Source organism: Micromonospora sp. NPDC051543, assembly GCF_044454415.1.
Classification (GTDB): domain Bacteria; phylum Actinomycetota; class Actinomycetes; order Mycobacteriales; family Micromonosporaceae; genus Micromonospora.
This window is the reverse complement of record NZ_JBITDT010000013.1, coordinates 72,781-95,033: the sequence shown is the minus strand read 5'-3', so window position 1 is coordinate 95,033 and position 22,253 is coordinate 72,781. Positions and strand designations below refer to the sequence as shown.

18 protein-coding genes are annotated in these 22,253 nt (G+C 72.3%); 5 read left to right on the top strand and 13 right to left on the bottom strand.

Annotated elements, in window-relative coordinates:
- Nucleotides 1–43: 43 nt before the first annotated feature.
- Nucleotides 44–2,497, bottom strand: coding sequence for a DNA translocase FtsK 4TM domain-containing protein (locus tag ACIA3K_RS23735; protein ID WP_396803815.1), 2,454 nt, complete (start codon nucleotides 2,495–2,497; stop codon nucleotides 44–46).
- A gap of 113 nt (nucleotides 2,498–2,610) precedes the next feature.
- Between ACIA3K_RS23735 and ACIA3K_RS23730 the strand changes: the two genes are divergently transcribed.
- Nucleotides 2,611–3,081, top strand: a complete 471-nt coding sequence (locus tag ACIA3K_RS23730) for a YbjN domain-containing protein (RefSeq protein ID WP_355051666.1) — start codon at nucleotides 2,611–2,613, stop codon at nucleotides 3,079–3,081.
- Nucleotides 3,078–4,736: a YbjN domain-containing protein gene (locus ACIA3K_RS23725; protein WP_396803814.1), complete on the top strand. Its 1,659-nt coding sequence runs from the start codon at nucleotides 3,078–3,080 to the stop codon at nucleotides 4,734–4,736. Before ACIA3K_RS23730 ends, ACIA3K_RS23725 begins: the two co-directional genes overlap by 4 nt.
- Nucleotides 4,737–4,904: 168 nt before the next feature.
- On the opposite strand, the gene ACIA3K_RS23720 is transcribed toward ACIA3K_RS23725, so the two are convergent.
- The 5 genes from ACIA3K_RS23720 to ACIA3K_RS23700 all read right to left on the bottom strand — a co-directional run bounded on the left by ACIA3K_RS23720 (nucleotide 4,905) and on the right by ACIA3K_RS23700 (nucleotide 10,807).
- The gene (locus tag ACIA3K_RS23720; RefSeq protein ID WP_357122486.1) at nucleotides 4,905–6,593 is read right to left on the bottom strand and encodes a ribonuclease J; all 1,689 of its coding nucleotides are present in this window, start codon (nucleotides 6,591–6,593) and stop codon (nucleotides 4,905–4,907) included.
- Nucleotides 6,594–6,645: 52 nt separating this feature from the next.
- Nucleotides 6,646–7,572, bottom strand: coding sequence for a 4-hydroxy-tetrahydrodipicolinate synthase (gene dapA, locus ACIA3K_RS23715; RefSeq protein ID WP_396803813.1), 927 nt, complete (start codon nucleotides 7,570–7,572; stop codon nucleotides 6,646–6,648).
- A gap of 47 nt (nucleotides 7,573–7,619) precedes the next feature.
- A complete protein-coding gene (thyX, locus tag ACIA3K_RS23710) occupies nucleotides 7,620–8,360 on the bottom strand; it encodes an FAD-dependent thymidylate synthase (protein WP_210786506.1) in 741 nt (246 codons plus the stop codon).
- Between the two features lie 631 nt (nucleotides 8,361–8,991).
- Nucleotides 8,992–9,513, bottom strand: a complete 522-nt coding sequence (locus tag ACIA3K_RS23705) for a DUF2752 domain-containing protein (protein ID WP_396803936.1) — start codon at nucleotides 9,511–9,513, stop codon at nucleotides 8,992–8,994.
- A gap of 64 nt (nucleotides 9,514–9,577) precedes the next feature.
- Nucleotides 9,578–10,807: a winged helix-turn-helix domain-containing protein gene (locus ACIA3K_RS23700; RefSeq protein WP_396803811.1), complete on the bottom strand. Its 1,230-nt coding sequence runs from the start codon at nucleotides 10,805–10,807 to the stop codon at nucleotides 9,578–9,580.
- Between the two features lie 80 nt (nucleotides 10,808–10,887).
- On the opposite strand from ACIA3K_RS23700, the gene ACIA3K_RS23695 reads away from it, so the two are divergent.
- Nucleotides 10,888–11,439, top strand: coding sequence for a GNAT family N-acetyltransferase (locus tag ACIA3K_RS23695; protein ID WP_396803810.1), 552 nt, complete (start codon nucleotides 10,888–10,890; stop codon nucleotides 11,437–11,439).
- On the opposite strand, the gene ACIA3K_RS23690 is transcribed toward ACIA3K_RS23695, so the two are convergent.
- Nucleotides 11,338–12,612, bottom strand: a complete 1,275-nt coding sequence (locus ACIA3K_RS23690) for a glycosyltransferase 87 family protein (RefSeq protein ID WP_396803808.1) — start codon at nucleotides 12,610–12,612, stop codon at nucleotides 11,338–11,340. The two genes, ACIA3K_RS23695 and ACIA3K_RS23690, sit on opposite strands and share 102 nt — an antisense overlap.
- Nucleotides 12,613–12,647: 35 nt before the next feature.
- Between ACIA3K_RS23690 and ACIA3K_RS23685 the strand changes: the two genes are divergently transcribed.
- Nucleotides 12,648–13,223, top strand: coding sequence for a GNAT family N-acetyltransferase (locus tag ACIA3K_RS23685; protein ID WP_396803807.1), 576 nt, complete (start codon nucleotides 12,648–12,650; stop codon nucleotides 13,221–13,223).
- A 37-nt stretch (nucleotides 13,224–13,260) separates the two neighbouring features.
- Here the strand turns inward: ACIA3K_RS23685 and ACIA3K_RS23680 are convergent, their stop codons facing one another.
- The 4 genes from ACIA3K_RS23680 to ACIA3K_RS23665 form a co-directional block, all read right to left on the bottom strand.
- On the bottom strand, nucleotides 13,261–14,145 hold the full coding sequence (locus ACIA3K_RS23680; RefSeq protein ID WP_396803805.1) for a carbohydrate ABC transporter permease: 885 nt from the start codon (nucleotides 14,143–14,145) through the stop codon (nucleotides 13,261–13,263).
- Between the two features lies 1 nt (nucleotide 14,146).
- Nucleotides 14,147–15,268: a carbohydrate ABC transporter permease gene (locus ACIA3K_RS23675; protein WP_396803803.1), complete on the bottom strand. Its 1,122-nt coding sequence runs from the start codon at nucleotides 15,266–15,268 to the stop codon at nucleotides 14,147–14,149.
- A gap of 70 nt (nucleotides 15,269–15,338) precedes the next feature.
- A complete protein-coding gene (locus tag ACIA3K_RS23670; RefSeq protein WP_396803802.1) occupies nucleotides 15,339–16,586 on the bottom strand; it encodes an extracellular solute-binding protein in 1,248 nt (415 codons plus the stop codon).
- Between the two features lie 26 nt (nucleotides 16,587–16,612).
- Nucleotides 16,613–17,599: a LacI family DNA-binding transcriptional regulator gene (locus ACIA3K_RS23665; RefSeq protein WP_396803801.1), complete on the bottom strand. Its 987-nt coding sequence runs from the start codon at nucleotides 17,597–17,599 to the stop codon at nucleotides 16,613–16,615.
- 145 nt (nucleotides 17,600–17,744) lie between these two features.
- Here ACIA3K_RS23665 and ACIA3K_RS23660 point away from each other — a divergent pair, with 145 nt between their 5' ends.
- Nucleotides 17,745–19,850, top strand: a complete 2,106-nt coding sequence (locus ACIA3K_RS23660) for a glycogen debranching N-terminal domain-containing protein (RefSeq protein ID WP_396803800.1) — start codon at nucleotides 17,745–17,747, stop codon at nucleotides 19,848–19,850.
- 167 nt (nucleotides 19,851–20,017) lie between these two features.
- Here ACIA3K_RS23660 and dapB read toward each other — a convergent pair whose 3' ends face one another.
- Together dapB and ACIA3K_RS23650 are read right to left on the bottom strand one after the other, a co-directional pair.
- The gene (gene dapB, locus ACIA3K_RS23655; RefSeq protein WP_396803799.1) at nucleotides 20,018–20,770 is read right to left on the bottom strand and encodes a 4-hydroxy-tetrahydrodipicolinate reductase; all 753 of its coding nucleotides are present in this window, start codon (nucleotides 20,768–20,770) and stop codon (nucleotides 20,018–20,020) included.
- A gap of 60 nt (nucleotides 20,771–20,830) precedes the next feature.
- On the bottom strand, nucleotides 20,831–22,228 hold the full coding sequence (locus ACIA3K_RS23650; protein ID WP_396803798.1) for a M16 family metallopeptidase: 1,398 nt from the start codon (nucleotides 22,226–22,228) through the stop codon (nucleotides 20,831–20,833).
- Between the last annotated feature and the right edge of the window lie 25 nt (nucleotides 22,229–22,253).

Below are 22,253 nucleotides of genomic sequence, written 5' to 3'. Positions count from 1 at the left end.
CCGGATACCGGCGGGCCCGTCGTGTGTGCGGAGTCGCGAGTGGTCAGTCCACGTCGCCGCGCAGGCCGCCCAGAACGTCCTCCAGCTCGTCCGGCTTGACCAGCACGTCGCGCGCCTTCGACCCCTCGGACGGCCCGACGACCCCACGGGTCTCCATGAGATCCATGAGTCGGCCCGCCTTGGCGAAACCGACCCGCAGCTTGCGCTGGAGCATCGAGGTCGAGCCGAACTGCGAGGTGACCACCAGCTCCACGGCCTGCACCAGCAGGTCGAGGTCGTCGCCGATGTCCTCGTCGATCTTCTTCTTGTTGTCCTGGGCGGGGGCCAGCACGTCCTTGCGGAACTCCGGCTCACGCTGGTCCTTGCAGAACTTCACCACGTCGGCGATCTCGCGCTCGGTGACCCAGGCGCCCTGGATGCGGACCGGCTTCGAGGCGCCCATCGGCAGGAAGAGCCCGTCACCACGGCCGAGCAGTTTCTCCGCGCCCGGCTGGTCGAGAATGACCCGCGAGTCCGCGAGGGACGAGGTGGCGAACGCCAGCCGGGACGGCACGTTCGCCTTGATCAGACCGGTCACCACGTCGACCGAGGGCCGCTGGGTGGCCAGGACCAGGTGGATACCGGCGGCCCGCGCCAACTGCGTGATCCGGACGACCGAGTCCTCGACGTCACGCGGCGCGACCATCATCAGATCGGCCAGCTCGTCCACGATCACCAGCAGGTACGGGTACGGGCGCATCTCCCGCTCGCTGCCCGGCGGCGCCTTGATCTCGCCGTTGCGTACCTTGCGGTTGAAGTCGTCGATGTGCCGGACCCCGTTGGCCGCGAGGTCGTCGTAGCGCATGTCCATCTCGCGGACGACCCAGTCCAGCGAGTCGGCCGCCTTCTTGGCGTTCGTGACGATCGGCGTGACCAGGTGCGGGATGCCCTCGTAGCCGGTCATCTCGACGCGCTTCGGGTCGATCAGCAGCAGCCGCACCTCGTCCGGCGTGGCCCGGGTGAGGATCGACACCAGCAGGGTGTTGAGGCAGCTCGACTTGCCCGCGCCGGTGGCGCCGGCGATGAGGATGTGCGGCATCTTGGCGAGGTTGGCCACCACGTAGCCGCCCTCGATGTCCTTGCCGAGCGCCACCACCATCGGATGGTGGTCGCTCGTCGCCGCCCGCGAACGCAGCACGTCGCCGAGGGCCACGTTCTCCGGGTCGGTGTTCGGGATCTCCACGCCGACCGCGCTCTTGCCCGGGATCGGGCTGAGGATCCGTACGTCCGGCGACTTCACCGCGTAGGCGATGTTGCGGGAGAGCTGGGTGATCCGCTCCACCTTGACGCCGTGCCCCAACTCCACCTCGTAGCGGGTGACCGTCGGGCCCCGGGTGAAGCCGGTGACGGCGGCGTCCACGTCGAACTGGTCGAAGACGCCGGTCAGCGCGGCGATCACCTCGTCGTTGGCCTTGCTGCGGGTCTTGGGCGCGGCCCCGCCGCTGAGCATGTTGGCCGGCGGCAGGGTGTAGTCGCCGGCCAACCCGGTCAACGCGAGCTGCTCGGCGCGGGTGGGCGCGGGCGAGTGCTCGGGCGGCTCGGCCGGCTTGCGGCTGGCCGGCACCTTCGCCGGGGCCTTGCGCGGCAGGACCATCGTCTCCTGGAGGTCCGCGCCCTCGATGTCCTCGAAGTCGTCCGGGTCGATCGGTGGCGGCATCCGCTTCGACGGACGCTTCCGCGCGGGCCGCGCGACCGGCTCGTCGTCCTCCTCGGTGGTCTCCGGGGGCGCGACCAACCCTCCGGCCAGCAGGCCCAGCCGCTCCGGGATCTTGTTGATCGGCGTCGCCGTGACCACGAGCAGACCGAAGAGCAGGAGCAGGACCAGCAGCGGTACGGCCACCCAAGCGGTGACCGCCCGTTCCAGCAACCCGCCCACGCCGGCGCCGACCAGGCCACCGGCGAAGTCACGCTCCACGGTGTCCACCGGGTCCTGACCGATCTGGAGCAGCGCGGCGGTCGACACCAGCAGCGAACCCCACCCGATCAGACCCCGGCCCCGGTGCTCCGGGTCGGCCGGCTGACGCATGAGCCGCCACGCCCCGATCATCAGCAGCACCGGCACCACGACGGAGATCGCGCCGAGGAACAGCCGGACCGTGTCGGCCAGGCGGGCCCCCACCGGGCCCGCGCCGGAGAACCACAGCGCCACGGCGCTGAGCAGGGCCAGCCCGAACAGCAGCAGTCCGGCACCGTCGCGGCGGTGCTCCGGGTCCAGGTCGCGGGCGGAGGCGGCCTGCCGGCCGGCGGCCCGCACCGCCCACCCCATCCCGTGCGCCAGCCCCATCCACAGTGCACCGACAGCGCGGCCCACGTAGACGGCGGGGCCCGGACGGGCGGGTGTGGTGCGTCGCCGTACCGGTGCCCGGGTCTTCTTCGCCGGTTGACGGGCACGGCTGTTGGTGCCACCGCGCGGCGACGCGCCGCGTCGCCGGCTCGCCTGAGAGGTACGGCCCGCCATAGAGTCACGGTAACGGTGGGGCCGGGCAGATCGCCGCTTTTCCGGGTCGTGTCCGCGCGTCGCAGCACGGACCCCGCCGCCGGTCGTGATATCCGCCTCAGAAGGGATGCCCGATGGCGTCGCCGGGAATCGAGGACGATCCGCTGGCCGGGCACCCCGGTGCGGTACGCCCGCTGACCGGCGAGCTGATCGCCGCGGTGCTCGCCGCGCGTGGCCGCCCGGTCGGCCGTGCCCCCGACGGTGACCTGGTGGGACGCTTCGACGACAACCTGATCTGGTTCCTACGCCTCGGTGCCGATGGCGAGCTGCTCCAGGTCCGCACGATGGTCGCGCCGACCTTCGGGATCGAGCGGGTGCCCGACCTGTACGCCTTCTGCAACGCGTGGAACCACGACCGGCTCTGGCCGAAGGCGTTCGTGCACGTCGACGACGCCGGCCGGGCCCGGATCCACGGTGAGGTGATCACCGACCTGGAACGTGGCGTCACGCCCCACCAGCTCGACCGACTGCTCGACTGTGGCATCACGACCGGCTGCCAACTCGCCGTGGCGGTCGGTCGCCTACCCGGCGCGGTGTCGACGTGACCGGCCGGGAGGAGACCACGGGCAGTCGTACCGACCGGGCGCACGCGCCCGTGGGCGGAGACGACGGCCGGGGTGTCGGGCAGCGCGTCCCGGCGCTGGTGGCCGCGCTCGCCGACGCCCGGGACCTTCCCGACGGGTCGGGCCGGTTGGCCGCGCTGGAACGGGTCGCCGAGCGCGCCGACGCCGCCGGGGACGCCCGGTCCGCGCTGGACGCGAGGTTCGCGCTCATCGAGGCGTACCTGCTGCACGGCGAGCGGTGGCGGATCGTCGAGCCGGTCCGGCGCTGCCGGGCCGCCGCCGAGAAGTGGCCCACGCTGCTCGGCGACGCCGAGACCGTACTGCTGACGCGCTACCAGCGGTACGCGGTGGAGGCGCTGCTCGGCACCCCGCGGGTGGGGCTGGACCAGACCCGACTGCTCCTGGCCGACCTCGCCGAGCGGGTGGGAACGGACGGGCTCGACGGGCCGACCATCGCCGAACTGCGCTGCCGGATCGCCGACCACCTGGGCGACGAACCCACCGCCCGGCACTTCTACCGGCAGTGGGCGGGTACGCGTGGCGGTCCGGCCGGCGGGTGCCCCGGCTGCGCCCCGGCCCGCCGCGCGGAACTGCTGGCCGGCTGGGGCGAGTGGCGGGAGGCCCGCGCCGAGCTGGAGGCGTACGACACCGACGCCCCCGCCTGCACCGACCAGCCCGAACGGGCGCTGGTCGCCGGAATGCTGCCACGGCTACGGCTCGGCGAACCCGAGGCGGCCGCGGCGGCGCACGTGCGGGCGTACCGGCGGCACCGGCGCGAGCGCGCCGCGTTCGGGCATCTCGCGACCCACCTGCGGTTCTGCGCGCTCGGCGGGCATCTGGAACGCGGGCTGGCCATCCTGACCGAGCAGCTGCCCCGACTGGACCGGCCCACCGACGACCTCGCCGCCATGGAGTTCGCCGCGGCGGGCGCGCTGGTCTGCGGGCTGGCCGACGAGACGGGGCTGGGCGAGCGACGGGTGCGGCGCCCGGCGTACGGCGAGCGTCCGGCCACCGAGCTGGACGTCTCGACGCTCGGCGCGCTCCTGCTCGGCCTCGCCACCGACCTGGCCGGCAGCTTCGACGCCCGCAACGGCACGGGTCACCAGTCCGGAAGGATCGCGGCCTGGCTGGCCGAACGTCCCGCTGCGGCGGCGGTGCCGCTGCCGAGTGGCGGCGACGTCGCCGACGAGGAGGACGACGCCGATCCCGGGCCGGATCGGGAGTCCGAGCGGGAGCTGATGGCGCTCACCGCCGACCTCATCACCACGACGCTGGACCGGCGCGGCGACCGGTACCTGGTCGGCGATGACGGCACGGTGGTCGGCCGATGGGGCGCCGCGGTGATCCAGTTCCGGCGGGCCGGCGAGCGGGGCGAGGTGCTGCACACGCGGGCGATGGCCGACCGGCGGCTGCCGGCCACGCGGCGGTCCGAGGCGTACGCCTTCTGCAACGCGTGGAACCACGACCGGCTGCTACCCAAGGCGTACGCGCACGACCTCGACAGCGAGATCGTGCTCGCCGGGGACGCGGCCACCGACCTGGCGCACGGGGTCGCCCCGGCGCAGTTGCGGGTGCTGGTGGACGCCGCCATCGCGACCGGCGTCGCGTACGCGGAGGCCGTCGCCGCCCTGCCCTGACCCGCGAGAGGGCCCGAAGGTCGCGGCCCGACGGGTGACTGTGCGACTTCCGACAGCACGCAACCGGACGTGCGCGACGGCTGTGGTACCTCCGTGGCCCGCCACCGAATCCGGGCCGGTCACCGACATCCACGGGGGACGTCGGCGGCCGGCCCGGTCACGCGTGCGTCAGACCTCGACGACGGTGGGCACGATCATGGGCCGCCGCCGGTACGCGTCGTTGACCCACCGCCCCACGGTCCGCCGAACGATCTGCTGGAGCTGGTGCGGATCGGTGATGCCGTCCGAGGCGGCACGGTTGAGCGCCTCGGTGACCAGCGGGATCACCGGGTTGAACGCCTCCGGGTCCTCGGAGAAGCCCTTCGCGGACAGCGTCGGACCGGCGACCACCTTGCCGGTGACCGAGTCCACGACGACGGTCGTGGCGATGAACCCGCCGTCACCGAGGATCCGCCGTTCGGTGAGCAGCGACTCGCTGACGTCACCGACGGCGAGGCCGTCGACGTAGACGTACCGGCTCTTCACGTGCCCGACCAGGCTGGCACGGCCCTCGACCAGGTCGACCACGTCGCCGTCCTCGCAGATCACCACCCGGTCGGGAGCGACCCCGGACTCGATGCCCAGCCGGGCGTGCGCCCGCAGGTGACGCCACTCGCCGTGCACGGGCATCAGGTTGCTGGGCCGGACCACGTTGAGCAGGTAGAGCAGTTCGCCGGCCGGCGCGTGCCCGGAGACGTGCACCTTCGCGACGTCCTTGTGCACGACCACCGCCCCGGCGCGGGCGAGCCGGTTGATGACCCGGTAGACCGAGGTCTCGTTACCCGGCACCAGCGAGGAGGCCAGCACGACGGTGTCCCCCGGGGCGATGGTGATGTGCCGGTGGTCGCCGCTGGCCATCCGGCCCAGCGCGCTCATCGGCTCGCCCTGCGACCCGGTGGACATCAGCACGATCTGGTCCGGAGGCAGCGTCGTCGCCTCCTCGATCCCGATGACCAGGCCGGCCGGGATGTTGAGCAGGCCGAGGTCGCGGGCGATGCCCATGTTGCGGACCATGGACCGGCCGATCAGGGCGACCTTGCGGCCGTGCTCCAGCGCGGAGTCGAAGACCTGCTGCACCCGGTGGACGTGCGAGGCGAACGAGGCCACGATGATCCGACCCTTGGCCTTCGCGAAGATCGAGTCGAGTACCGGCCCGATCTCCCGCTCCGGGGTGACGAAGCCGGGGATCTCCGCGTTGGTGGAGTCGGAGAGCAGCAGGTCCACGCCCTCGGCGCCGAGCCGCGCGAAACCGGCCAGGTCGGTGATCCGGCCGTCCAGCGGGAGCTGGTCCATCTTGAAGTCGCCGGTGTGCAGCACCAGGCCGGCCGGGGTGCGGATGGCCACCGCGAGCGCGTCCGGGATGGAGTGGTTGACGGCGAAGAACTCGCACTCGAACGGGCCGAGCCGCTCGCGGCCGCCCTCGCGCACGGTCAGCGTGTACGGCTGGATCCGCCGCTCGGCCAGCTTCGCCTCGACCAGGGCGAGGGTGAACTGCGAGCCGACCAGCGGGATGTCGGGCTTGTGGGCGAGCAGGTACGGAACCGCGCCGATATGGTCCTCGTGGCCATGGGTCAGCACGATCGCCTGCACGTCGGCCAGCCGGTCCAGGATCGGGCCGAAGTCGGGCAGGATCAGGTCCACGCCCGGCTGCTCGACGTCGGGGAAGAGCACCCCGCAGTCGACGATCAGCAACTTGCCGTCGTACTCGAAGACGGTCATGTTCCGACCGATGGCGCCGAGCCCGCCGAGCGGGATGATCCGCAGGCCACCTTCCGGCAGCGGCGGGGGTAGCTCCGCCTCGATGTGCGCCTCGGTCACGCGTCCACCTCATTCTGCGACGCCGTCACTCGGCGTCCGTCGTGTCGTTCCATCATTCGGGTAGCTCCAGGCCCGCTGCCGCGAAGTCCGCGCGCAGCTGGGCGATCTCGTCGTTGGTGGCGTCCACGAGCGGGGGTCGCACCGGGCCGGCTGGCAGGCCCAGCGACGCCAGACCGGCCTTCACCAGGATGGTGCCCTGCGTGCGGAAGATGCCGGTGAACAGCGGCAGCAGCCGCCGGTGCAGGGCCAGCGCGGTGGGCAGGTCCCCCGCGTCGTACGCCTCGATCATCTGTGCGGTCAGCGCCCCGGTGAAGTGCGTGGAGGTGCCGACCACGCCCACGCATCCGACGGCCAGCGCCGGCAGGGTGAGCGCGTCCTCGCCACTGTAGTAGGCGAGGCCGGTCCGGCTGGTCACCCAGCTGGTGGCGATCAGGTCGCCCTTGGCGTCCTTGACCGCGACGATGCGGCCGTGGTCGGCGAGCCGGACCAGTGTCTCGGTGTCGATCGGCACGCCGGAACGGTGCGGGATGTCGTACAGCATCACCGGAAGTCCGCTGGCGTCGGCCACGGCGGTGAAGTGTCGCAGCAGCCCGCTCTGCGGCGGCTTGTTGTAGTACGGCGTGACCACCAGCAGACCGTGCGCGCCGGCCTTCTCGGCGGCGGCGGCCAGCTCGATGGTGTGCCGGGTGTCGTTGGTACCGACACCGGCCACGACCCGCGCACGGTCACCGACGGCCTCGACCACGACCCGGATCAGGCGTTCCTTCTCCGCGTCGGTGGTGGTCGGCGACTCGCCGGTGGTGCCGTTGACCACCAGCGCGTCGTTGCCCTGTTCGTCGACCAGGTGGCTCGCCAGCCGGGCGGCGCCGTCGAGGTCGAGTGAGCCGTCTGCGGTGAAGGGGCTCACCATGGCCGTGAGCACCCGCCCGAAGGGGCGGGACACCGGTCGGGCGGCGGCGTCGGGGTGGTCCTGCGTCATACCCTCCAACCTAGCGGACGACCAGCCGGAGCCCGCCGGGGAAGGGCTCAGGACGCCTCGTGCGGGCTGGCCGCCACCTCGGTGCCGTCCGGCAGGGTGGTGATCACGAAGTCGGCGAAGACGTTCGGGGCGACCCCCTGGAGCTGGCGCAGACACTCCACGGCCAGCTCGCGGATCTCCACGTCGGCGTGCTCGGTGGCCCGCATCGCGACGAAGTGCCGCCAGGCCCGGTAGTTGCCGGAGACCACGATCCGGGTCTCGGTGGCGTTCGGCAGCACCGCGCGGGCCGCCTGCCGGGCCTGCTTGCGGCGCAGCGTCGGGTTCGGCTCGTCGGAGAAGCGCTGCTCCAGACCCTCCAACAGCTCCGTGTACGCCCGCACGCTCGCCTCGGCGGCCTCGACGAACTTCTTGTGCAGCTCCGGGTCGTCGGCGATGACCGCCGGCTCGACCATGGCCGCATCCCGCTCGGGGACGTACCGCTGCGAGAGCTGGGAGTACGAGAAGTGCCGGTGCCGGATCAGCTCGTGCGTGAAGGAGCGGGACACCCCGGTGAAGTAAAAGGTGACCGAGCCGTGCTCCAGCACGCTCAGGTGACCCACCTCGAGGATGTGCGCCAGGTAGCCGGCGTTGGTGGCCGTGGCCGGGTTCGGCTTCTTCCAGGACTGGTAGCAGGCCCGCCCGGCGAACTCGGCGAGCGCCTGGCCGCCCTCAGCGTCGGTCGACCACGGCACGTCGTCCGGGGCCGCGAACTGGGTCCACGCGATCAACTTGACCTGGGGCTGCACCATCTCCGGCATGCCTGGGACTGTAGTGGCCGGCGGCCCCTTCCCGAATCACCGGGGGCCGGTGGTGTCCAAGATCTCGACAGCCGTGTCCGGGCTCCGCGCGGAACCGTGGGTCTCCCTCGCGCCCTGTCGAGCTGCCCCAGATCCGGGGCAGGAGCCGTGCGGCCAAGAGCACCCTCCCGCCGACGGAACCGGCACCCACAGCGCACCGGCCCCACAACGCCGCCTCCGGAACAGCCCCACCCCACAGAGCCCACCCACAGCCCCACGCCCGCAGCGCCCATACGCAGCCCCACCCCACAGAGCCCACCCGCGGCGCCCACCTGGAGCCCTACCCCACGGAGCCCACCCACAGCCCCACGCCCGCAGCGCCCATACGCAGCCCTACGCCCGTAGCACCCACCCGGAGCCCTGCCCCACAGGGCCCGCCCACTGCGCGCACGCCCTCGCTTAAGGTGCCGCCGCTACCGTCTTCTGACGCCCCACATCTGGGGCAGCTCGACAGGGGCACGACACCACGTCCTGCCTTCCGCTGGGGAACGGGTGTGGGCAGGGCCGCGTCAGGCAGCAGCGCCAGATGCGACAGCAGCGCGGTCAGACGAAGAGCAGCGCGGTCAGACGAAGAGGCCTGCGGTCAGACGTAGAGCGAGGTGAACGGTGCCCAGGGCAGGTTGCGCACCACCGTGAACGCCAGCCACGCGGCCATGAAGCCGCTAATGACCTTGGGGCTGATCTGCAGCTGGGGCAGCCGCCAGCCGAACGCCTGGTTGCCCGCCCAGGCCACGAAGAGGTACGCCAGGAAGGGCAGCGAGAACACGAACAGGAAGTGGTGTCGGGCGGCGGCCGGCAGGTCGGCGTGCAGCACGTACCAGAGCGCGCGGGTGCCGCCGCAGCCCGGGCAGTCGAACCCGGTGGTCAGCTTGAGAATGCAGGTGGGCGCGGCGTCCGGGTCGGCGTGGGTCGGGTTGCTCACCAGCGCGTAGGCCATGCCGAGCCCGACGCAGCCGACCGCGGCCAGTGGCACGGCCCAGCGCGGCGAACGTTCGTGGATCCGTAGGACGAGCCGGGTGAGCCGGTCGGGTTCGGGCGCCGGGTAGTGGTAACCGACGGGCGTCTCCGCCGACCATCCGCTCTGCGCAGCATCGGGGGCGGGCACCGTGTGGACGGAGCCGGCGGTGGGCGGTGACTGGTCGACCGGTCCGGGAACGCTCGTCACGCGTTCACGGTACACCCGACACGCTCGCCAGGGCGGCCGTGAGTGGACCGGCCAGGTCGCCGGCGGCGGGTGGCGCGACCGCGTCCAACCCGAGCCAGCCGGCCAGCCGGTACAGCTCGGCGGCGAGCGCCACGGCGGTCTCCCCCGCGTCGGCGCCGGGCTCGAGCCACGCGGCCGGCACCAGCAGCACCCCGGCCCTGCGGTCGGCCTTCAGGTCGACCCGGGCGGTGAACCGGTCGCCCTGCAGGAACGGCAGCACGTAGTAGCCGTAGACCCGCTGCGGCGCCGGCACGTAGATCTCGATCCGGTAGCTGAAGTCGAACAGCCGCTCGGTGCGGCCACGTTCCCAGATCAGCGGGTCGAACGGGCTGACCAGCGTGTTGCCCCGGACCCAGCGCGGCAGCCGTGCCGACGCGTGCAGCCAGGCCGGCTGCCGCCAGCCCGCGACGGTGACCGGCAGCAGCTCGCCGGCCTCGGCCAGCTCGGCGACCGCCTGGCGGGCGCCGGCGACCGGCAGCCGGAAGTAGTCGCGCAGCTCCGGCTCGGCGGCCACCCCGAGCGACCGCGCGGCCAGGGCCACCAGACCGCGGTACGCCTCGGCGTCGGTCGGTGTGGGCGCGGCCAGCGCGGACGCCGGCAGAACCCGCTCGGGCAGGTCGTAGCGGCGGGCGAAGGACGTGCTGCGCTCGGCGGCGGTCACCTCACCCGCCCAGAACAGGAACTCCAGCGCCTGCTTGACGGCCGACCAGTTCCACCCCCAGTTGCCGGTCTGCCGGGGCGCGTCGTGCTCGATCTCGGCGGCGGTCAACGGACCCCGGGCGGCCACCTCGTCGCGTACCCAGGCGACCAGGTCCGGCTGTTCCTGGGCGATGCGCCGCATGCCACCCCAGGCCTCGCTGCGGGCCCGGGCCATCCGCCAGCGCAGCAGCGGGTGCAGCCCGACCGGAACGAGGGACGCCTCATGGCCCCAGTACTCGAACAGCTCCCGGGGGCGGCGGTAGGCGGCCTGGTCGAGCAGGCTCGTCGGATAGGGACCGAGTCGGCTGTAGAGCGGCAGGTAGTGCGCCCGTTGCAGCACGTTGACCGAGTCCATCTGGATCAGGGCGACCCGGTCGAGGACCCGGCGCAGGTGCCGACGGGTGGGCACGCCGGTCGGCGGCGGGTCGGCGAAGCCCTGGGCGGCGAGCGCCACCCGCCGGGCCTGGGCGAGCGAGAGTGATTCCGGTGCGGCCATCGTCGGCGACGATAAATCATCGGTACGACGTCGGTGCGGGAAGCTGGACTCCGACCGTCACGGGGGCATAGAACGGTGCAATGCTGACCATCCGCCGGGAGGAGCCGGACGACGCCGAGGCGATCGCCCGGGTGCACGTGCACGGCTGGCAGTCGGGTTACGCCGGTGTCATGCCGGACGAGGTGCTCGGCCGGCTCAACGTGGCGGCCTGGGCGCAGCGCCGCCGTGAGGTGGGCACCGCCGACCCGGAGCACCCGTTCACCACGCTCCTCGGCGAGGTGGACGGGTTGGCCGTCGGCTTCACCACCTTCGGGCCGTACCGCCGCAACCAGGACCGGGACGACCTGGACCCGAGCGTCGGCGAGGTGCTGGCGCTCTACGTCGAGCCGGCGTTCTGGGGCGACGGGACAGCCACCGCGCTGCTCGCGGCGGCCCGCGCCGGTCTCGTCGAGCGGGGCTGGACCGGCTACCGGCTGTGGGTGCTGGCCGACAACGGGCGGGCCCGCCGGTTCTATGAACGGGCCGGGCTGTCACCGGACGGTGAGTGGTCGACCTACCAGGTGCCGCTCGCCGGCGGGCGCGGGCCGGTCGGGCTCGTCGAGCTGCGGTACGCCGGACGCCTCGACGGCTGACCCGCCCGGCGTCAGCCACCGGCGGATCGGCAGGAAGGCCAGCAGGGCCAGGCTGATCCAGATGTACGCGTTGCTGCCGAGGAAGCCGTCCACGCCGGTGAAGTCCTTCTCCCAGAACCAGACGGTCCGGCTGATCAGCAGCGCGTACCCGATGGTCGCGGCGAGCAGCAGGACGCGCCGGCGGCGGCCGGCCGGCGCGGCCATCGCGTTGTCGACCAGCAGGATCAGCGCGGGCAGCAGCCAGACCAGGTGGTGCACCCAGGTGACCGGGCTGACCAGGCACATCACCGCGCCGGTCAGGGCCAGGCCGGTCGCCTCGTCACCGGCCGCGACGGCCGCGCGGGAACGCCAGGCCCAGAGCGCCAGGGTGCCGAGCACCAGCAGCAGCCAGAGCAGGGTGCTCGGGTGCTGAGGGTCGAGGCGGGCGACCACGCCGCGCAGCGACTGGTTGGAGACGAAGGCCAGCTCGCCGACCCGGGCGGTGTTCCACAGCGCCTCGGTCCAGAACTCCCGGGACGCGTCCGGGAAGAGCGCGCCGGCCAGCACGGTCACCGCGGCGGCGGCGCCGCTGGCGGTGAGCGCCGCGCGCCACCGCCCGGTGACCAGCAGGTAGACGATGAAGATGCCCGGGGTCAGTTTGATCGCGGTGGCCAGCCCGATGCCCACGCCCGCCCACCGGTTGCCGGCCGGCAGCAGCCGGAGCAGGTCCACCGCGACCAGGAAGAGCAGCAGCGTGTTGACCTGCCCGAAGTTGATCGTCTCGCGCATCGGCTCGAAGGCGGCGGCCAGGCAGAGCGCCACGGCGAGGGCGAACCAGCGGGTCCACCCGGCCCGCCGGGCGATCGGGTCGACGAACCACCAGATCAGCACGGTGGTGGTGGCCACGCTGGCGAGCACGCTCACCACGATCGCGGCCGTCCACGGCAGGTACGCCATCGGCAGCATGACCAGCGCGGCGAACGGCGGGTAGGTGAAGCCGTACTGGGTGCTGGGCTTGAGGTAGTCGTAGATCTCGCCACCGTCGTGCACCCACCACGTCAACGCGCCGTAGTAGACCTTCAGGTCGAAGAAGCCGTGCCGTACGGCCGCGACGGAGAGGAACGCGGTGACCGCCGCGGCGAGCACCACCACCCCGACGACCTGCACGGCCGTCCTGTTGGCACCCTGCGCCACCGCCGCCTCCCCCGCCCTGCGTAGGCTTCCGTCCCATGGCTCTCGGGTACGTCCGCCCGGCGCGTCCCGAGGACGCCGGCGAGATCGCACGCATCCAGCTCGCGACCTGGCGGGTCGCGTACCGCCGGATCCTGCCTCGGCATGTGCTCGACAACCTGGACGAGGCGTTCCTCGCCCGGCGGTGGAGCGCCGCGGTGCTGGAGCCGCCCTCGGGCGCGCACCGGGTGCTGGTCGCCGTCGAACAGGCCGAGCAATCGTATCTGGTGGGGTTCGCCGCCTCCGGCCCGGCCGACGGCGAGGCGTTGGCGCCGGGCGAGCCGGCCGACGCGCTCGGCCCGGACGTGGCGGCGGTGACCGACCTGCTGGTCGAGCCGCGCTGGGGTCGGCGTGGGCACGGCAGCCGGCTGCTCGCCGCCACCGTCGACCTGTGGCGCGAAGACGGGATGGGTCGGGCGGTGGCCTGGGCGTTCGACGGCGACGAGGCGACCCGGAAGTTCCTCACCAGCACCGGCTGGGAACCCGACGGCGCGGCCCGGGCGCTGGACGTCGACGACATGCTGGTGCCTCAGGTGCGCCTGCACGTGGCCGTACCGCCTGAGAAGAGCGAGTGAACCGGTGCGGCGGCCCTGGGCCGCCGCACCGGCACGGTCAGCCCTTGTCCGAACCGTCGTTGGCGTCGCGGACGAAGTAGCGCTGGAACACCACGAAGATGATCGCCACGGGAATGGTGGCGAGCAGCGCCGCGCCCAGCTTCAGCGGGTACTGGTTGCCGCTGCCCAGCGAGCCGCTGACCAGGTCGGCGAGGCCACGCGGCAGGGTGAACAGGTCCGGGTTCTGTACCGACACGAGGCTGTGCGGGAACTCGTTCCAGGAGCCCTGGAACGACAGGATGGTCAGGGTGATCAACGCCGGTTTCGCCATCGGCAGCACCACCGACCAGAAGGTGCGGAAGATGCTCGCCCCGTCGATGCGGGCGGCTTCCTCCACACTCACGGGGATCGACTCGAAGAACTGCTTCATGATGAACACGCCCGCCGCGTCGGCCAGCAGCGGCACCACGAGCCCGGCGTAGCTGTTGTAGATGCCGAGCTGGTTGAGCACCAGGAACTTGGGGATCAGCAGGACCACACCGGGGACCGCCATCACCGCGATGACGGCCGCGAACAGCCCGCCGCGCCCGGCGAACCGCAGCCGGGCCAGGGCGTACCCGGCGAGCGAGTCGAAGAACACCCGCCCGAGGGTGACCAGCACGGTCACCAGCAGCGAGTTGCCCAGCCAGAGCGGGAAGTTGGTGCCCGCGAAGATCCGCTCGAAGCCGGCCAGGGTGAGCGGGTCCGGGAACGGCGAGAGTGGGTTGGCCGCCGCGTCCGGCTCGGTCTTGAGCGAGCTGGCGATCTGGATGACGAACGGGTAGAGGAACACCAACCCGAAGAAGACCAGCGTCGCGTACCCCAGGAAGCGGGTGGCCAGCGTGCGGGCCCCGCGCTGGTCGCCGCGCGCGGGCCCCGCCGGGCGGTCGGTGAGCACGGCCATCTCAGGACCTCTCCGGTACGCGCCGACGCCACCAGCCGCGACGCGGCCGGTCGGTGTCCCGCTCGGCCAGCACACGGCGCTGGATCAACGTGAGCACGATGATGATCAGGAACAACACGAACGAGATCGCCGCGCCGGAGCCGTAGTCGAAGTCCCGGAAGGCGGTCCGGTACGACAGGTACGCCGGGGTGAGGGTGGTCTTGGCCGGGTCGCCCTGGCTCATGACGTACACCTGGTCGAAGACCTGCCAGGACCCGATCAGGCCGAGGGTGAGCACCAGGAAGGTGGTCGGCCTGATCATCGGCAGCGTGACGTGACGGAAGCGCTGCCAGCGGGACGCGCCGTCGAGGGTGCTCGCCTCGTCCAGGGTCACCGGGACGTTCTGGAGCCCGGCCAGGAACATCAGCATGAACGTGCCGGAGGTGGACCAGACGACAAGCGTGATGATCGAGGTCATCGCCACGCTCGGGCCGGCCAGCCAGTCCCACCAGCTCAGCCCGAACGGGCCCCCGTCGGTCAGCGCCGTCGGGGGCGTGTCGACGCCGACGGCGCCGAACAGCAGGTGCAGGACGCCCCGGGAGTCGGCGAACCACTCCGGTCCGTCGATCCCGACGAAACCGAGCAGCGCGTTCACCGCGCCCGAGTTGGCGAACAGGAACAGGAACACCACGCTGATCGCGACCGAGCTGGTGACCGAGGGGAAGTAGAAGGCGCTGCGGAAGAAGCTCTTGCCCCGGAGCATCCGGTTGTTGACGATCAGCGCCAACCCGAGCGCGAGCACGGTCTGCGCCGGCACGACGATCGCCACGTAGTAGATGGTGTTGCGGATGCTGGTCATGAAGTCGCGGCGGGCCAGCCCGTCCTCGGTGAACAACTGGGTGTAGTTGTGTGCCCCCACGATCGGGACGTCGCCGGTGAACGGGCTGCCCTGACCGTTCCAGTCGGTCAGGCTGACCCAGAGCGCCATCAGGATCGGCAGCAGCAGGAACAGCCCCAGGATGACGATCACCGGCGCGACGAACAGCCACCCGGCGAGGTTCTCGTTGCCGCGAACGCCACGACGGCGTCGGCGGCGGCTCGCGCCGGGCGCGGTGGCCGCGGCGGTCAGTGTCTCGGTTGCCATCTCCCCTCCCTTCCTCTCTCGGGTCGACGTGCGGCGAGGGCCCGCTGGTGTGCGGGCCCCCGCCGTCACCTCAGCTGCCGGCGAGCGCGGCCTTGGCGTTCTTGTCGAAGTTCTGCAGCACGGTCTTCGGGTCGCCGTTGGCGAGGCCCTGCAGACCGGTGTCGAGGTCCTTGAGGACGCTGTCCATCTTCGGCGCGTTCACCGGGCCCTGGGCGTACGCGGCGCCGTCGATGAAGACCTTGTCGCCCGGGGAGGCGGCGATGTACTGGTCGCGCACCGACTGGCGGGACGGCATGACGCCGACCGCCTTGGCGAACGTCAGCTGCTGCTCGCCGGCGGTCATCGCCTCGACGAACTTGATCGCCTGGTCCTTGTACTTGCTCTTCGCCGCGATGCCCCAGCACTGGGTGAAGGAGAGGGTGCCCTGGCCACTCGGCCCGGCCGGCAGCGGCACCACCTTGTACTTCACGTTCGGGAAGTCGTTCTGCATGGCGCCCTTGATCCAGTTGCCCTCGATCGTCATCACGGCCTTGCCCTTGCCGAACGCCTCACCGGACCAGCCGGAGTCGAGCTGCTTCGGGTACTTGGCCAGACCCGAGGTGAGCAGGGTCTTGACGTACTCCAGGGCGGCCAGGTTCTTCGCGCTGTCGGCGGTGGGCTGCTTGCCGTCCTCGCTCATCAGCCAGCCACCGTTCTGCACCAGGAAGGCGCCGATCCGGTCCCGGGTGTCGCCGAGCGCCAGGGCCACCTGCCCCTTCGCCTTGATCTTCTGGGCGGTGGCGGTGAGCTGGTCCCAGGTGGTCGGCACGTCGGCGTCGGTCAGCCCGGCCTTCGCCCACAGGTCGGTGTTGATCTGCAGGGCGAGGGTGGAGAAGTCCTTCGGCGCGCAGTAGAGCTTGCCGTCGTAGCTGAACGTCATCCGCAGGCTCTCGTAGAAGTCGCCTTTGTCCGCGAGCTTGTCGCCGTACGGCTCGAGCGCGCCGACGCTCGCGTAGTCGGCGAAGCGGGCCGCGTCGACGTAGAAGACGTCCGGCGGGGTGCCGCCGGCGAGGGACTGGCCGAGCTGCTGGGTGAGGTCCTGCGCCGGGGTGACCGTCGCGCTGTTGCCGGAGCTGCTGGCCCACTTCGCGGCGGCGTCCTGCACGGCCTTGGTCTCGGCATCACCGGACGAGCCGATGAGGATCTGCAGGTTGGCCGGGCCGCTGGACTGGGCGGCGTCGCCGGAGTCGTCGAAGCCGCTGCCACAGGCCGCGGAGCCGAGCAGCGCGACGGCGGCGAGGCCGGCGACCGCTGCCCGGGTGAGGGTTCTGGGTGCCATGGGTTTCTCCTGGTGAGGGGGTGGGGTTATGCGGTGTGCCGCAGGGCCAGCGAGGGCGCGAGCAGCACGGGGGTGGGTGTCTGGTTGCCGTCGAGGACGCCGGTGAGCAGGTCCACGCAGCGGGCGGCCGCCTCGGCGAGGGGTTGGCTGACGCTGGTCAGGCCGATGGCGGCTGCGACCGGCGTGTCGTCGAAGCCGATCACCGACACCGGCGGGTCGAGGTCGCGGATCGCCTGGAGAGCGCCGAGCGCGAGCGAGTCGCTGGCGCAGACCACGGCGGTCGGCGTCTCGGCGGCGAGCAGGTCGCGCGTGAGACGTTCGCCCTCGGCGACGCCGTCCTCGGTCTCCCGGTGCAGTCCGGCGGGATCGACGCCGGCGGCGTGCAGCGCGTCGCGCCAGCCGGCACGTCGGTCGTCGCCGACGCCGGAGCCGGTCGGCCAGCCGATGAAGGCGATCCGCCGGTGCCCGGCGTCCAGCAGGTGCCGGGTGGCGGCGGCGGTGCCGGCGGCGCCGTCCACGTCGACCCAGGGGTGCGCGTCGAGCGCGTCCCACGGCCGGCCGAATGTCACGAAGGGCACCTCCCGCTCGGCCAGCCAGGCGGTACGCGGGTCGCCGTACTTGGTGCCGACCAGCACGAACGCGTCCAGCTCGTACGTGCCGAGCAGGTCGTCGTAGGTGGCGATCTCCCGCTCGTCGTCGGGGGCGGTGTAGAGCAGCACCCGGTAGCCGGCGGCGTCGGCGGTCTCGGTGAGGCCGTGCAGGAAACGGTCGAGCACGGAGCCGTTGATGCCGTCGCGGGTGGGTTCGATGCGGGCGGCGATGAGTCGGGAGCGGCCGGTGCGCATCTGCCGGGCGGCCTGGTTGGCCCGGTAGCCGAGCGCCGTGATCGCGTCCTCGACCCGCTGCCGGGTCTCCTGCCGCACGATGTGCGGGGCGTTGAGCACGTTGGAGACCGTCTGGCGGCTCACTCGGGCGTGCCGGGCCACCGTCGCGATGGTTACCTTTTCAGGCACTTAATCCCTCTCGCCGTCTTGAACGATCCAATTCGGATAGTGCAGGATTAGATCGTTCAAGTTTCTGGAATGTTTCGCACTTTGCACCGCCCGGGACGCGTTGTCAAGACATCCGCCCCGCACCCCGATGATCTGGAGCCGCACCGTGACCGAACGCCAGCTGCAACCCCTTCTGCACGAGTTGGTGGGGGTGGTGCTCGCCCCCACCAGCGCGCTGGGGGACGCGACCGGGCAGATCCGCCCGACCGGCGTCCAGGGGGTCTTCCACGCCGACGCCCGCGTGCTCTCCCGGGCCGAGCTGCGCGTGGACGACCAGGAGTTGGAGGGGCTCACCCACGGCGAGGACGGCCCACACGGCGCCCGCTTCGTGGGTCTGGCCCGCTGGCTCGGCGATCCCACTCCCGACCCCACCGTCCGCGTCGACCGCTCCCGTCGGGCCACCCGCAACGGCCTCACCGAGGAGCTGCGGATCGTCTCGACCGCCACGGTCGGCGTACGGGCCACCGTCAGCGTCGACCTCGCCTGCGACCTGGCGCCCATCGAGGCCGTCAAATCCGGTGGCGCCACCGCGCCGCTGGAGGCCAAGACCGGCCAGCCGGGCCTGCTCACCTGGACCGCCGACGGGATCACCGTCACCGTCACCGCGCCGGACGCCGACGTGCTCGCCACCGGCGAGCGGGCCACCGCGCCCCGGCTGACCTGGGCGATCGACCTGCCTCCGCGCGGCGAGACGGTGCTGCGCTGGCAGGTGGCCGTCGCGGACCCCCGCGCCGTGGTGGTCGGCCCCGTCGGCGAGCCGGAGTGGGCCCGACCGGAGGTGACCGCCGACGACCGACGGCTGGTCCGTCTCCTCGACCGCAGCCTCGACGACCTGCGCGGGCTACGACTGGCCGAGACCGGCGCTCCCGGGGACGTCTTCCTCGGCGCTGGCGTCCCCTGGTTCCTCACCCTCTTCGGGCGGGACAGCCTCTGGGCCGCCCGGATGATGCTGCCGCTCGGCACCGACCTGGCCGCCGGCACCCTGCGCGTACTGGCCCGACGTCAGGGCACCCGGATCGACCCGGCGACGGGTGAGGCCCCCGGCAAGATCCTGCACGAGCTGCGTCGGCACGAGTTCACGGTGCCCGGCAACGGCCTGCGGCTTCCCCCGGCCTACTACGGCACCGTCGACGCCACCATGCTCTGGATCAACCTGCTGCACGACGCCTGGCGCTGGGGCCTTCCCGCCGAGCAGGTCGAGCCGCTGCTCCCCCACCTGGAGGCGGCCCTGCGCTGGCTCGGCGAACACGCCGACCCGGACGGCGACGGCCTGGTCGAGTACGTCGACACCACCGGGCACGGACTGTCCAACCAGGGCTGGAAGGACTCCGGTGACGCCGTACGCTTCCACGACGGCAGCCTGGCCACCGCGCCGATCGTGCTCGCCGAGGTGCAGGCGTACGCGCACGAGGCGGCGGTGAACGGCGCGGCACTGCTGGACGCCTTCGGCCGCCCCGGCGCAGACCGCTGGCGCGAACACGCCGCCGCCCTGGCCCGCCGGTTCCGGGAGAGCTTCTGGGTCGACGGCCGGTACGGCCCGCAGCCCGCCCTGGCCCTCGACCGGGACAAGCGGCCCGTCGACTCGCTGACCAGCAACATCGGTCACCTGCTCGGCACCGGTCTGCTCGACGCCGACGAGGAGGCGCAGATCGCCCGCCTGCTCACCACGGACACGCTGGCCGGCGGTTTCGGACTACGGACGATGTCCACCGACGACGCCGGGTTCAGCCCGCTGTCGTACCACTGCGGTTCGATCTGGACCCACGACACCGCGATCGTGCTCGCCGGACTGGCTCGCGCCGGGCACCGGGACGCCGCGCTCGGCCTGACCGAGGGGCTGCTCTCGGCGGCGGAGGCGTTCGACTACCGGATGCCCGAACTGTACGGCGGCGACGACCGGGCCGCGCTGCGCCGCCCGGTGCCGTACCCGGCGGCCTGCCGTCCACAGGCGTGGGCCGCAGCGGGTGCGGTCCTGCTGATCCAGGCCGCGACCGGCCTCTACCCGGACGTTCCCGGCGGCACGGTCCGCGTCGCCCCGCTGGCCGGCCCCGACCTCGGCGCGGTGCGCGTGGACAACTTCCGGGTAGCCGGCACCCCGGTGAGTGTCACGGTCAACCAGGCCGGCGAAGCCGAGATAACCGGCCTCCCCACTCCCCTAACCGCCGCAACCCTCCCCACCCAACGCACCTCCCGAACCCCCCTCCCGAGCTAACCCCGCCCCGCCCAGCCGGCGGAGAGGCGAGGCGAGGCCCGCCGCCCAGGCCGCCGCGATCTTGCAGTTTGTGTTGCCGAGATGGGCGGGAATGCCCGCCTTTGTCGCGACAGAAACTGCAAGATCGCGGAGGGCGGGCGGGTCGGCGCTGGTGGGCGGGCTCGGGGTTAGGCGAGGAGGGGGTCCAGGCCGATGGTCAGGCCGGGGCGGGTGCGGACGGCGCGGACGGCCAGGAGCACGCCGGGCATGAAGGACACCCGGTCGTAGGAGTCGTGCCGGATCGTCAGCGTCTCGCCGGTGCCGCCGAACAGCACCTCCTGGTGGGCGACCAGTCCGGTGGCGCGTACCGCGTGCACGCGTACCCCGTCGATGTCGGCGCCCCGCGCGCCCGGCACCTCGTCCTTCGTCGCGTCCGGAACCGGGCCGAGGCCGGCCTCGGCGCGGGCCTGGGCGATCTGCCGGGCGGTGTGCGTGGCGGTGCCGCTCGGGGCGTCCAGCTTGCCGGGGTGGTGCAGCTCGATGATCTCGACGGACTCGAAGTGCCGGGCGGCCCGCGCGGCGAACTGCATCATCAGCACCGCGCCGATACCGAAGTTCGGGGCGATGACGACGCCCACCTCGGGCTTGTCGGCCAGCCAGCCACGCACCTGCTCCAGCCGCCGCTCGGTGAAGCCGGTGGTGCCGACGACCGCGTGGATGCCCTGCTCGATGCACCACTGAAGGTTGTCCATGACGACGTCCGGCGTGGTGAAGTCGACGACCACCTGGGCGGCGGACGCGGCGTCGAGGCCGTCGCCCTGGTCGATCGCGGCGGCCAGTTCGAGATCGTCAGCGGCGTCGACGGCCTTGCAGACCTCGACGCCCATCCGACCACGGGCACCGAAAACGCCGACCCGGGTCTTCTCCTGCTCGTCAGTCACGGGGCACAACCTATCCCAATCGGGACGTGCCCTTCCGGCCGGGACAGATCCCGTACGGCCTCAGCTGGAGAAGTCGCCCTCGCCGAACGGACCGACGACGGCCAGCGACATCGGCCGGCTCAGCAACTCGGCGGCGAGGGTGTTCACGTCCTCGACGGTGACCTCGTCGACCCGGCGGAGCAGCTCGTCCACCGGCATCAGGTCGCCGTAGAGCAGCTCCCCCTTGGCCAGCCGACTCATCCGTGAACCGGTGTCCTCCAGGCCGAGCACGAACGACCCCTTGCTCATGCCCTTGCCCCGGGCCACCTCGGCCTCGGTCAACCCGTCGGCGGCCACCCGGGCCAGCTCGGCGCGGGTCAGGGCCAGCACCTCGTCCACCTTGCCCGGGGCGCAGCCGGCGTAGACGGCGAACAGGCCGCTGTCGGCGTACTGGCTGGCGTAGGAGTAGACCGAGTACGCGAGGCCGCGCTGCTCGCGGATCTCCTGGAAGAGGCGGCTGGACATGCCGCCGCCCAGGACGTTGTTGAGCACCCCGAGGGCGAAGCGCCGGTCGTCGATGCGGTCGATGCCCGGGCAGCCGAGAATGACGTGCGCCTGCTCGGTCTCCTTCGGCTCGACCACGGTCGTGGCCGGCTTGGTGCGTACCGCCGGGGTGGCCGCGCGGTGTGCGGCCGGCGCGGCCGGGTCGCTGTCCAGCGGCGTGCCGCGCACGGCCTGGCGGACCAGCTTGACCACGGCGGCGTGGTCGAGGTTGCCGGCGGCGGCGATGACGATCTGCGGGGCCGTGTAGCGCCCCCGGTAGAAGGTCTGGATCTGCCGGCGGGTCATCGGCGTGACGGTCTCCTCGGTACCGGAGATCAGCCGACCCAGCGGGTGGTCACCGTAGACGGCGCGGGCGAAGAGGTCGTGCACCTCGTCACCGGGCTCGTCGTCGTGCATGGCGATCTCCTCGAGGATCACGCCACGCTCGGTCTCCACGTCGGCCGGCTCCAGCAGGGAGTCGGCGACCAGGTCGCACATCACGTCGATCGCCAGCGGCAGGTCCTCGTCCAGCACGCGGGCGTAGTAGCAGGTGTACTCCTTCGTGGTGAAGGCGTTCGTCTCACCGCCGACCGCCTCGATCTGCGAGGAGATCTCCAGCGCGGTCCGCTTGTGGGTGCCCTTGAAGAGCAGGTGCTCCAGGAAGTGCGCGGCGCCGGCCTGCGGACGGGTCTCGTCCCGCGAGCCCACCGCCACCCAGATGCCGAACGAGACGCTGCGCATCGCCGGAATCGCCTCGGTGAGCACGCGCAGGCCGCTGGGCAGCACGGTACGTCGTATCGTGCCGCCCAGCGGGTCGTCGCTGAGCGTCCGGGTCACCGCGCGGGCGGTGCCGCCGGAGCGGCCCGCCGCGGTGTCCCGAGACGGTGCCACCCCCCGTCGATCCGGTGGAAACGGCGCACTGAAGGCCCGACTCACGTGGTGCTCCCGGTTCGACGAGGGG